Source organism: Micromonospora sp. SCSIO 07396 (assembly GCF_053667945.1).
On the sequence record NZ_CM132210.1, the window covers coordinates 4251696 to 4263342 of the forward strand.

Here is an 11647-nt window from a genome sequence, read left to right on the forward strand (position 1 = left end):
CGATCACGGCAAGGCCGCCGCGACCGGTAGGGGGACCGGTCGCGGCGGCCTCGCGGCGACCGGTGGGTTCACCGGTCGGGGCGGTGTTACTCCTCGGGCGCGAGCAGCGCGCCGGAGGCGGCGTCGCGGACCGTGATCGCGGACATCGGGCACATGTCGGCGGCGTCGATGACCGCCTCGTCGGGGGCGGTCTCCGGGGCCAGGGCGGACGCCTTGCCCGCCCGGATCTCGATCTGGCGGGGGGCTGCGCCGGCGCAGACCCCGGTGCCGATGCAGGCGTCCCGGTCGACGGTGACGGTCCACCTGGTGTCCACAGCGGTCACCAGGCCACCAGCAGCTTGTTCGGGCCCCGGACCAGCAGGCCGGACTTCCACGACACGCCCGCGTCGCCGTCGGCCAGGCTCAGCTCGGGGAACCGGTCCAGGATGGTGTGCAGGGCGACCTGCAGCTCCATCCGGGCCAGCTGCGCGCCGAGGCAGTGGTGCGGGCCGTGGCCGAACGCGACGTGCGGGTTCTGCTCGCGGGTGAAGTCGAAGGTCTCCGGGTTGTCGAAGATCTCCGGGTCCCGGTTGGCCCCGGGCAGGGAGACCAGCACCGGCTCACCGGCACGCACGGTGATCCCGCTCAGCTCCACGTCCTCCACCGCGTACCGGGGGAACATGGCGGCCGGGTTCAGCGGGATCATCCGCAGCAGCTCCTCCACGGCCGCCGGCACCAGGCTCCGGTCGGCGCGCAGCTGCGCCATCAGCTCCGGGTGGGTGAGCAGCGCGTAGACGAAGTTGGGGATGTGCGTGGAGACCGTCTCGACGCCGGTGAGCAGCAGCCCGACCCCGGCGATGGACAGCAGTTCCTGCTCGGTCAGCCGGTCGCCCTCGTCGCGGGCCTTGACCAGCGCGCCGAGCAGGTCGTCGGTGGGCTGCTCACGGCGCTGGGCGACGAGCTTGCCCATGTAGCCGAACAGCTGCTCGGCGTAGACCATCAGCTGCTCGCTGGTGCTGGTCAGCCCCTCGGTCCAGATCCGGAACTGGGCCCGGTCCTCGAACGGCACCCCGAGCAGCTCGCAGATGACGGTGATCGGGTACGGCAGGGCGAACAGCTCGACCAGGTCACCCGGGGAGCCCTTGGCGATCATCTCGTCGACGTACTCGTTGGCGATGCGCTGGGCGCCCTCGCGCATCTCGTTGACCCGGCGGGCGGTCAGCGCCTTGCCGGCGAGCTTGCGCAGCCGGGTGTGGTCCGGCGGGTCGAGCCCGATGATGCCCTCGTAGGTCATCTCCTCGCGGGTACGGGGCTGGTCCTTGCCCTGCGCCGCGGCCCGGCTGAACCGCGGGTCGGTCAGCACGGTCTTGACGTCCTCGTACCGGGTGGCCAGCCAGGACACCTCGCCGTACGGCAGTTGCACCCGGGCCAGCGGCTCGGTGCTGCGCAGCAGCCCGTAGACGGGGTCGATGTCGATCCCGGGCGCCTCGCTGAACGGATATTTACGGATCTCCTGATCGATCGTCACGGAGCACTCCCTCGGGTCGCACCGGGCGCACGTGATCCGGCGCTGGCGTCGATGTTCTTCGGCCGCTCGGTGCGGTACGGCGTATCCGGGCGACACGCCGGGCGCCGGCCGGACCAGGCGAGGGATACGTAATCAGGAAAGGAAATCCACCTACACCCCCGCGACGCCCCTAGCCTCCCCCTACCGACTGCGCTAAGGGGCGGCTCTGGGGTTCCGCTAGGGGTCCGGGCGGACGGGCCGCCACTAGCGTGTGGGCGAGGCAACGCGCTGTTGACCGTCGAGCGATTCTCGCGGGCGCGCACCGGTGATTGAGTCACGCCACGTCGGTGGGCGCAACCCCCCATGGAGGATGGTTGATGTCCCTGCTCGTTTCCACGACCGCCGATCCGGGGCGGTTCCACTCCTTCGGGCCGCACCACATCGATGAGCTGGGCGCCCGGTACGGATTGTCGGCCGACAATCTGCACGCGGTCCGCACCATTTCCCAGGTGCTGCCGTTCCGGGTCAACGAGTACGTCCTGTCGCACCTGATCGACTGGGACCGTATCCCGGACGACCCGATCTTCCGGCTGGTGTTCCCGCAGCGCGGCATGCTCGCCGCCGCCGACGAGCGGATCGTCGGCGACCTGCTGCGCGCCGGTGACCGTAAGGGGCTGCGCGGCGAGGTGGCCCGGATCCGCGCGGGGCTCAACCCGCACCCGTCCGGGCAGCAGCAGCACAACGTGCCCAGCCTGGACGGCCAGGAGTTGCCGGGCATGCAGCACAAGTACCGGGAGACGGTGCTGTACTTCCCGCAGCAGGGGCAGACCTGCCACGCGTACTGCACCTACTGCTTCCGGTGGGCACAGTTCGTCGGGGACGCCGACCTGCGGTTCGCCGCACCCGGCCCGGAGCAGTTGGTGAGCTACCTGCACCGGCACCCGGCGGTGACCGACGTGCTGGTCACCGGGGGCGACCCGATGATCATGTCGACGGAGCGGCTGCGCAGCCACGTGGAGCCGCTGCTGGCCGTCGACACGGTGCGCACCATCCGGTTCGGCACCAAGGCGGTCGCCTACTGGCCGTACCGGTTCGTCTCCGACAGCGACGCCGACGACCTGCTGCGGCTGTTCGAGCAGGTGGTCGCGTCGGGGCGCAGTGTCGCGGTGATGGCGCACTTCAGCCACCCCCGGGAGCTGGCCACCGAGGTCGCCGGCCGGGCCATCGCCCGGATCAGGTCGACCGGGGCGGTGGTCTACTGCCAGGCCCCGCTGATCCGCTACGTCAACGACGACGCCCGCGCCTGGAGCGAGATGTGGCGGGCGGAGCTGGCTGTCGGCGCGGTGCCCTACTACATGTTCGTCGAGCGGGACACCGGTCCCCGGGACTACTTCCAGGTGCCGCTCACCCGGGCCGCCGACATCTTCCGTACCGCGTACCAGGACCTGCCCGGCCTGGCCCGGACGGTGCGCGGACCGGTCATGTCGGCCACCCCCGGCAAGGTCCTGGTCGACGGCGTCGAGCGGACCCCGGACGGCGACTTCTTCCAGCTCCGGCTGATCCAGGCTCGCGACCGGCGGCTGGTCGGCAGGCCGTTCCGGGCCCGTTGGTCGGCCGACGCGGCCTGGCTGAGCGACCTGGAGATCGACCCGAGCGCCCCGGCGGACATCCTCGCCGCGGTCAGCCCCAGCGCGGCCCGCCCCGGCGCGGCCGTCACCGCCTGAACCACCCACCGACCCGAAGGGAGCTGGCGATGGCCGGCCGGAAGATCTCGCCCAACCTCGCACTCGACCAGTTGGTCGCACAGCGCATCGCCGCCGGCGAGTCCATCGTGCACCTGGGCTTCGGCGAGTCCCGCCTGCCGGTGTTCCCGCCGCTGCTGCGGGCACTGACCGAAGGCGGCGACCGTAACGCCTACGGGCCGGTGGTCGGCGACGCCGCCACCCGGGACGCGGTGGCCGGGTACTTCTCCCGTCGCCGGCTGCCCACCGAGGCCGACCAGGTGATCATCGCGCCGGGCAGCAAGCCGCTGCTGATGGCCCTGCAACTGGTCGTCGGCGGGGACACCCTGCTCGCCGCGCCGAGCTGGGTCACCTACGCCCCGCAGGCCCGGCTGGCCGGCAAGACCGCGCTGGGGGTGCCGGTCCCCGAGTCGTGCGGCGGGGTGCCCGACCCGGCGGCGCTGCGGGAGACGATCCGCGCCGCCCGGGTGCTGGGTCACGACCCGCGCCTTCTGGTGCTCACCTCGCCGGACAACCCGACCGGCACGCACGCCCCGGACGACCTGGTCCGCGAGCTGTGCGCGATCGCCGAGGAGGAGGACCTGCTGATCGTCTCGGACGAGATCTACCGGGACATCCTGCACACCCCGGGCACGGACCTGCTCTCCCCCGCCGAGGTCGCCCCCCGGCGGACCGTGGTGCTCACCGGGCTCAGCAAGAACCTGGCGCTCGGCGGCTGGCGGATCGGCGCGGCCCGGTTCCCCGCCGGTGGATGGGGTGAACGCCTCCGGGCCGACGTGGCCTCGGTCGCCAGCGAGATCTGGTCCACCCTGGCCGGGCCGATGCAGTCGGTCGCCCGGTACGCCTTCGCCGAGCCGCCGGAGATCCGCGAGCGGCTCGTCGAGGACGCCGCGCTGCACGGCGCGGTGGCCGGCGCCGTGCACCGGATCATGGTGGAGGCGGGTGCCACCTGCCGGCCGCCGACCGGCGCGTTCTACGTCTACCCGGACTTCGCGCCGCTGCGCGAGCCGCTGGCCGAGCAGGGCATCACCGACGGCGCAGGGTTGCAGCGCTACCTGCTGGAGGAGCTGGGCATAGCGGTGCTCTCCGGCCACCACTTCGGCGACCGGCCGGAGGCGCTGCGGTTCCGGGCCGCCACCAGCATGCTCTACGGCGAGACCCGGGAGCAGCAGCGGCAGACGCAGACCGCCGCCGACCCGCTGACGGTGCCGCACGTCGCCGACGCGTTGGTCCGCATCGAGCAGGCCCTGGCCAAGCTTCCCCGGTGACCCGCACCGACTCCCCCGCCGACCGCGCCGGTGCCGGTCTGCCCCGACGACAAGGACGCCCCAGATGACCAGCGCCATCGTCTTCCCCGGGATGGGTCCGTGCGACTTCGCCGACGTCGCGAAGTTCATGCTCATCGACCGGGACGCCCGCGAGCTGCTCGCCACCGCCAGCGACGCCCTGGACTACGACCTGTTCGCCAGGTACCGCGACAGCGACAGCGACTACTCCGAGTACGCCCAGGTGGCCTTCCTGGTCAACTGCGTGGCGCTGGCCCGGTGGGCGGAACGGACCATGGACCTGCGGCCGGACCTGATCGCCGGGCCCAGCTTCGGGGGCAAGGCCGCCGCCGTGTTCAGCGGCGCGCTGGACTTCGCCGAGGCGGTCCGGATGACGGCGCGGCTGTCCCGGATCGAGACGGAGTACTTCACCGCCGAGCAGCGGGGCGTGGTGACGATGTCGTTCGTCCGTACCCCGGCCGAGCGGCTGCGGGAGATCCTGGCCGAGCTGGACGAGGCCGGCGAGTGGTACGAGATCTCCTGCTACGTGGATACCGACTTCTGGATGGTGACCCTGCACGAGGGGCGCACCGACTGGCTGGCGCAGCGGCTGCGGGCCGGCGGTGGGTTGCCGCTGTACGTGATGGACCCGCCGCTGCACGCCGCCGCGTTCGGACCGTTGCGCGACCGGGTGGAGGCGGAGCTGTTCGGGTCGCTGCACTTCACCGACCCGCAGATCCCGGTCGTCGCCGACCAGGACGGCACCGTACGCACCACCGCCGACGGCGTACGGACGATGCTGCTCGACGGGATCGTCACCCCGGTGCGCTGGCCGGAGGTGGTCGCCACGTTCCAGCGGTCCGGGGTGCAGACGGTGCACGTCTGCGGACCGGACCGGTTGTGGGGCCGGGTCGGCGCGACCGTCCGCAACTTCCGGACCACCATCGTGGACCCCCGGCGGGCGCTGCGGCCGATCCGCCGCAGCGTTGCCGCCTGACGGTCGGCAGAGCACGGAGGACGAGATGACCCAGCACACCGACTACGCCCTGCACGGCCGGTTCCTCCAGGGGTTGGCCGCGGCGCCCCGGGCCACCGCCCTGCATCTGCCGTCCGGGCCGGTCAGCTACGAGGAGCTGCACGCCACCGCGTTGCGCTGGGCGGGGGCGTTGGCCGCCGGCCCGGACGGGCCGCCCCGGGTGGTCGGCATCCTGGCCGGCAAGACCCTGGAGTCGTACGCCGGGCTGCTGGCCACCCTGTACGTCGGCGCGACCGCCGTACCGCTGCACCCGGAGTTCCCGGCGGCCCGGACGGCGGGGATGCTCACCGCGTGCGGGGTGTCCACCCTGCTGCTCGACGAGGCCGGGCTGGCGGTCCGGGCCGAGCTGGGCGACGCGGTGGCCGGGGTGCCGGTGTTCGCGCCGGTGGTGGACCCGCGCGGCAGCGGCAGCGGGCTGCGGCTGCCGGTGGTGGGGGCGACGCCGCTGGCCACGCCCCGCGCCGCCGGCCCGGACGACGTCGCCTACGTGCTGTTCACCTCGGGGTCGACGGGGCGGCCCAAGGGGGTGCCGATCACCCACGGGAACCTGCGGCACTACTTCTCGGTGCTGGACGACCGATACGACTTTGGTCCGGACGACCGGTTCTCCCAGTCGTTCGACCTGAACTTCGACTGCGCGATGTTCGACCTGTTCTGCGCCTGGGGTGCGGGGGCGAGCGTGCACCCGGTGCCGCCGGCGGCCTACCGCGACGTGCCGGCGTTCGTCGCCGAGCGGGGCCTGACGGTGTGGTTCTCCACCCCGAGCGCGATCACCCTGGTCCGGCGGACCGGCCGGCTGGCGGTGGCGGCGATGCCGTCGCTGCGGTGGAGCTTCTTCGCCGGGGAGGCGCTGCACGCGGCGGACGCGGTGGACTGGCAGGCATCGGCCTCCGGGTCGACGCTGGAGAACATCTACGGCCCGACCGAGCTGACCGTGACCATCACCGGGCACCGCTGGTCGCCGCAGACCTCGCCGGGGCTGTGCGTCAACGGGCTGGTCCCGATCGGGACGCTGCACGACGGGCACGACGGGGTGCTGCTCGACGCCGACGGCACGGCCAGCGAGGTGGAGGGGGAGCTGTGCATCACCGGCCCGCAGCTCACCCCCGGCTACCTCGACCCGGCCGACGACGAGGGCCGGTTCCTGCTGCGCGACGGCCGGCGCTGGTACCGCACCGGGGACCGGGTCCGGCGGTTGGAGAACAAGGAGCTGATCTACCTGGGTCGGCTCGACTCGCAGGTGCAGGTGCACGGCTGGCGGGTGGAGCTGGCCGAGATCGAGCACGCCCTGCGGGGCTGCCCCGGCATCGAGGACGCGGTGACCGTGGCCCGTACCGGGGCCGGCGGCACCGAACTGGTGGTCTTCTACACGGGTGCGCCGACCGCCCCGGCGGAGCTGTCCCGGCAGTTGCGGCAGATCCTGCCCAAGGGGATGCTGCCGCGGTCGTACCGGCACGTGCCGGAGTTCCCGTTGAACTCCAACCGCAAGGTCGACCGCGCCCGGCTGGCCCGCGAGGCCGCCGGGAACTGACCCTGTCGATGCCCGGCCCGGAGCACTCCGGGCCGGGCATCGTGCCGTCCACCCCCGGGTGCCGGCAGGAGAAAACCCCTGGCCGGTCCCCCTCCTGAAGGGACCGGCCAGGGGCCGTCGGGGGCCGGGTCAGCGCTGCGCGGGCTGTCCGGCGCGCTCGGCGAGGGCCCGGCGGTCGATCTTGCCGTTGGCGTTGACCGGCAGTTCGTCGATCACCCGGACCTGCTGCGGCACCATGTAGTCGGGCAGCGCCTCCAGGCAGAACGCGCCCAGTTCCATCTCCTCCACACCGGTGACGCCCTCGTCGAGCACCACGAACGCGGCCAGCACCGGGTCCTTGCCCTCCTGCGGCAGCATCAGCGCGGCGGCGCCGGCGATGCCCGGGAACTCGCGGACCCGGCGCTCCACCTCACCCAGCTCGACCCGGTTGCCCCGGATCTTGACCAGGGAGTCGGCCCGGCCGGTGAAGTACAGCTCCCCACCCTCGCCCCGGTAGGCCAGGTCGCCGGTGCGGAAGACCACCTGCCCGGTGGCCGGGTTGAGCGGGTCGGGGACCAGCGCGGCGGCGGTGGCCTCCGGGTCGTTCCAGTAGCCGTGGAACAGGGCGGCGCTGCGCAGGTGGATCTGCCCGACGACACCCGGCTCGTCGACCGGCCGGCCGTCCTCGTCGATCAGCAGCATCTCCGCGCCTGGGTGGGCGTGGCCGATGGAGATCCGGTCGACGTCCTCGGGCAGCGGGTTGGGCACGTCGGTGAAGGACGCGGCGATGGACTCGCTGCTGCCGAAGCAGTTGACCACCCGGGCGTGCGGCAGGGCGCGTTGCAGCTCCCGCATCTCGGGCAGGGGGAAGTTCTCGCCCGAGTAGAGCACCCCGCGGATCTGCTCGCCGAGCGCGGCCAACCCGGCGAACTCGTGCCGCAGCACCCCCCGCCAGATCGACGGCACGCCGTTGACCTGGGTGGCGCCGCTGTCGGCGAGGAACTGCACGAAACGGCGCGGCCAGCGCAGCAGCGACCGGGGCACCGGCACCACGGCCGCGCCGCTGCCCAGCGCCAGGCCGATGTCGAGCAGCGAGAAGTCGAACTGCAACGGCGAGGTGGTGGCGACCCGGTCCTCGGCGGAGACGATGCCGTGCCGCAGCATCCCCCGGAAGAAGGCGAGCACGCCCCGGTGGCTCATCACCACGCCCTTGGGCCGGCCGGTGGTGCCGGACGTGAAGATCATGTAGGCCGGGTCGGTGGGCACCAGTTCCCGGCGGTGCCGGGTGCGCGGCGCGGGCGTCCGCTCGACCTGGATGCCGTCCGGGCCGAACCGGGCGGTGCCCAGCGGCGCGGGCACACCCTCGCGGCGGCCGTCGACGGGTTGCAGGTGCAGCGCGGCGGCGGTGCTCTCGGCGATCAGCGCGAGCCGCTGGGCCGGGGTCTCCGGGCTGACCGGAATGAACGTCAGGCCCAGCGAGGAGCAGGCCAGGAAGACCGCGATGGCGGTCGGCGAGGTGTCCGACTCCAGGATCACCCGGTCGCCGATGTCCAGGCCGAGTTCGTCGAGGGCAGCGGCGTAGCCGTCGACCCGCTGGGCGAGCTGACGGTACGAGATGGAGCCGACCTCGCCGCCGACGGCCTGGATGACGGCCGGCTTGTCGGGCGTCAGCCGGGCGCCCGCCAACAGGAACTCGTGCAGCGTCTCCACGGAGGCATGCGTGCGCGCGAAGTTCTCTCGACTCATGGCCGGAGCGTATCGGCGGCCCCGCCGGCCCCCACCCGCATCGACCCCCCTAACGACCCCTTACCCGGGTCGGCCGAGGGCCGGGGAATTGTCGGGTCGTCAGCGCCCACGGGCGTTGTTAGCGTCTGTTCACCCTGCACCGGAAGGAATCGCGGACATGTGGGATCAACGGTTCGAGGCCATCCTGCGCCAGCACCTGCCCTTCCTCGACCCCGAGGAGACGCTGCTGGCCGGCACCAGCCTGCGCGACTCCGGCCTGGACTCCCTCGCCATGGTCGAACTGCTGGCCACCCTGGAGAGCGAGTACGACGTGCGCTTCGTCGACGAGGCGATGTCGATGGAGACGTTCGCCACCCCGCAGACGCTGTGGCGCGTGCTGACCGACATGCGGGGCGCGCCCGCTGCGGTGTGAGCGGCACGCGTCCCGAACAGTGCCCGTGACCGGACCGGTCACGGGCACTGTTCGTGGTTGCCGGTCAGCGGCCGATCGCCTCCAGGTCGGCGAGGTCCTCGGCGGTGAGGGTCAGCGCCGCCCCGGCGACGTTCTCCCGCAGGTGCGCCACCGACGAGGTGCCGGGGATGAGCAGGATGTTGGGTGAGCGCTGCAACAGCCAGGCCAGCGCGACGGCCATCGGCGTGGCGTCCCGGCGGGCGGCCACGGCCGACAGCGCCGCGGACTGCAACGGGCTGAAGCCACCCAGCGGGAAGTACGGCACGTAGGCCACCCCCTGCCCGGCGAGCCTGTCGATCAGCGCGTCGTCGTGGCGGTACGCCAGGTTGTAGAGGTTCTGCACGCAGACGATCGGGGCGATCGACTGCGCCTCGGCGACCTGTTCCGGCGTCACGTTGCTCAGTCCCAGGTGCCGGATCAGGCCCTCCTGCTGGAGCGCGAGGAGCGTCTCGAACGGCTCGGCGAGGGAGCCGGCCGCGGGGCCCATGGCGTCGCCGAGTCGGAGGTTGACCAGGTCCAGGGCCTCGACGCCGAGGTTTTCCAGGTTCTCCTCGACGGCCCGGCGCAGTTGCTCCGGCTCCCGCGCGATGGGCCAGCCGCCCTGCGGGTCCCGGGTCGCGCCGACCTTGGTCACCAGGTGCAGCCCTTCGGGGTACGGGTGCAGGGCCTCGCGGATCAGCCGGTTGGTGACGTGCGGCCCGTAGGCGTCGCTGGTGTCGATGTGCGTGATGCCGAGGGCGACGACCTCCCGCAGGACGGCCAGGGCGGCGTCCGGGTCGGCGGGCGGTCCCATCACCCCGGGGCCGGCGAGCTGCATGGCGCCGTAGCCGAACCGGCTGACGGTCAGGTCGCCCAGCGTCCAGGTGCCGCCGGGCAGAGTACGGGTGAGCATGCGGTTACCTCGGCCTTTCTTGGTGAACGGGCTGGTACCGGACCACTATCGGTGAGGTAGGTTTCTGATGGGAAGTAGGCACCTGAAAGTGCGTAGCACACCGACTGTGGGAGGAACGGCCATGACGACGAGGACGGCGGCCGAGCGCCGCGCGGAGACGGCGGTGGCGTACGACGCGTTCGTGGCACAGTGTCCCAGTCGGGAACTGCTCGCCCGGATCTCCGACAAGTGGGTCGCGCTGGTGCTGGCCGCGCTGCGTACCGACGGGTCGCACCCCTTCGGCGCGGACTGCGCCGGCACCCCCCGACCGATGCGCTACTCGGAGCTGTCCCGCCTGCTCGCCGGGGTCAGCCAGAAGATGCTCACCCAGACGCTGCGCACCCTGGAACGCGACGGCCTGGTCAGCCGGACCGCGACGGCGACCGTGCCGGTCACGGTCACCTACGAGCTGACCGACCTCGGCTTCTCGCTGCACGAGACGATGCGTGCCCTCAAGACGTGGGCCGAAACGCACCTGGACGACGTGCACGCCCACCGGGCGGCCTACGACGCCCGGCACCCCGCCCCGGCGGCCCGCCCCGCCTGAGCGGGCCGCCGGGGCGGTCGGGGCTCAGAGCTTGTCGAGGAACTGGGTGAGGATCTCGGTGAACCGCTCCGGGGTCTCCAGGTGGGGCAGGTGGCTGGCCCCCTCGATGATCTCCCAGCGGGCCCCGGGGACGAGATCGTGGAAGGGGCGCACGGCCGCCGGGGTGACCTCGTCGTACTCGCCGCTGATCACCAGGGTCGGGGTGTCGATCTGCGGCAGCCGGTCGAGCAGCGAGTAGTCGCGCAGCGTGCCGGTGATGTGGAACTCGCTCGGCCCGTTCATCGCGTGGTAGACGGTCGGATCGCCGTTGATCTCCATGAAGGTGGCCATCAGCTCCGGCGGCAACGGCTTCCGCCGGCACACGTGCCGCTGGTAGAACACCATCATCGCGGCCGTGTACGCCGGGCTGCCGGTGGTGCCGGCGGCCTCGTGCCGGCGCAGCGTCGCGTCCACCCCGGGGGGCAGCGCGGCCCGCAGCACGTCCAGCTCCGGCAGCCACAGCGGGTACGACGCGGGCGCGTTGGCGATCACCAGGCCGCGCAGCCCGGCCGGCCGGTCGGCCGCGTGGGCCGCCGCCAGCACCCCGCCCCAGGACTGCCCGAACAGCACGTACTCCTCGGCGATGCCGAGGCGGTCCAGCAGGTTGTCGAGTTCGGCGAGGAACAGCTCGACGGTCCAGAAGTCGGCGCCCCGGCCCCGCAGGTGGGTGGAGCCGCCGTTGCCGAGCTGGTCGTAGTGCACCACCGGCCAGCCGGACCGGCTCAACCCGGCCATGTTCAGCAGGTAGTCGTGGGTGCTGCCGGGCCCGCCGTGCAGCACCACCAGCGGCGGCTTGCCGTCGTGCAGCTCGCCCGTCACCCGGTACCAGGTCCGGTGGTCACCGAACTCGACGGTGCCCTTCGCGGTCGGTGCCAGTGTCATGTCGTCCACTCC

The 11647-nt window shown here is 72.6% G+C and carries 11 protein-coding genes; 6 read left to right on the forward strand and 5 right to left on the reverse strand.

Annotation, left to right across the window (positions count from 1 at the left end):
* Positions 1–86: 86 nt before the first annotated feature.
* Positions 87–323 carry a ferredoxin gene (locus tag ACWCHM_RS18220; protein WP_088642118.1) on the reverse strand — a complete coding sequence of 79 codons (237 nt, stop codon included), beginning with the start codon at positions 321–323 and terminating at the stop codon, positions 87–89.
* A complete protein-coding gene (locus ACWCHM_RS18225) occupies positions 320–1507 on the reverse strand; it encodes a cytochrome P450 (RefSeq protein ID WP_204928163.1) in 1188 nt (395 codons plus the stop codon). Before ACWCHM_RS18225 ends, ACWCHM_RS18220 begins: the two co-directional genes overlap by 4 nt.
* Positions 1508–1863: 356 nt before the next feature.
* Here ACWCHM_RS18225 and ACWCHM_RS18230 point away from each other — a divergent pair, with 356 nt between their 5' ends.
* The 4 genes from ACWCHM_RS18230 to ACWCHM_RS18245 all read left to right on the forward strand — a co-directional run bounded on the left by ACWCHM_RS18230 (position 1864) and on the right by ACWCHM_RS18245 (position 7060).
* Positions 1864–3210 carry a KamA family radical SAM protein gene (locus ACWCHM_RS18230; RefSeq protein ID WP_281899267.1) on the forward strand — a complete coding sequence of 449 codons (1347 nt, stop codon included), beginning with the start codon at positions 1864–1866 and terminating at the stop codon, positions 3208–3210.
* A gap of 29 nt (positions 3211–3239) precedes the next feature.
* Positions 3240–4496 (forward strand): pyridoxal phosphate-dependent aminotransferase, encoded by a 1257-nt coding sequence (locus ACWCHM_RS18235; RefSeq protein ID WP_281899269.1) that lies wholly within the window; start codon positions 3240–3242, stop codon positions 4494–4496.
* A 64-nt stretch (positions 4497–4560) separates the two neighbouring features.
* Positions 4561–5490 carry an ACP S-malonyltransferase gene (locus tag ACWCHM_RS18240; protein ID WP_204957232.1) on the forward strand — a complete coding sequence of 310 codons (930 nt, stop codon included), beginning with the start codon at positions 4561–4563 and terminating at the stop codon, positions 5488–5490.
* Positions 5491–5515: 25 nt separating this feature from the next.
* The gene (locus ACWCHM_RS18245) at positions 5516–7060 is read left to right on the forward strand and encodes an AMP-binding protein (RefSeq protein WP_454219119.1); all 1545 of its coding nucleotides are present in this window, start codon (positions 5516–5518) and stop codon (positions 7058–7060) included.
* 129 nt (positions 7061–7189) lie between these two features.
* On the opposite strand, the gene ACWCHM_RS18250 is transcribed toward ACWCHM_RS18245, so the two are convergent.
* Positions 7190–8785, reverse strand: coding sequence for a D-alanine--poly(phosphoribitol) ligase (locus ACWCHM_RS18250; protein WP_204957230.1), 1596 nt, complete (start codon positions 8783–8785; stop codon positions 7190–7192).
* A 157-nt stretch (positions 8786–8942) separates the two neighbouring features.
* Between ACWCHM_RS18250 and ACWCHM_RS18255 the strand changes: the two genes are divergently transcribed.
* Positions 8943–9197, forward strand: a complete 255-nt coding sequence (locus ACWCHM_RS18255; RefSeq protein ID WP_204957229.1) for a phosphopantetheine-binding protein — start codon at positions 8943–8945, stop codon at positions 9195–9197.
* A 64-nt stretch (positions 9198–9261) separates the two neighbouring features.
* Here the strand turns inward: ACWCHM_RS18255 and ACWCHM_RS18260 are convergent, their stop codons facing one another.
* Entirely contained in the window at positions 9262–10128 is an 867-nt protein-coding gene (locus ACWCHM_RS18260; RefSeq protein WP_421488951.1) for an aldo/keto reductase family oxidoreductase, read from the reverse strand.
* 121 nt (positions 10129–10249) lie between these two features.
* Here ACWCHM_RS18260 and ACWCHM_RS18265 point away from each other — a divergent pair, with 121 nt between their 5' ends.
* Positions 10250–10714 (forward strand): winged helix-turn-helix transcriptional regulator, encoded by a 465-nt coding sequence (locus tag ACWCHM_RS18265; protein ID WP_204957228.1) that lies wholly within the window; start codon positions 10250–10252, stop codon positions 10712–10714.
* 24 nt (positions 10715–10738) lie between these two features.
* Here the strand turns inward: ACWCHM_RS18265 and ACWCHM_RS18270 are convergent, their stop codons facing one another.
* On the reverse strand, positions 10739–11644 hold the full coding sequence (locus tag ACWCHM_RS18270) for a proline iminopeptidase-family hydrolase (protein ID WP_204957227.1): 906 nt from the start codon (positions 11642–11644) through the stop codon (positions 10739–10741).
* Positions 11645–11647: the final 3 nt, after the last annotated feature.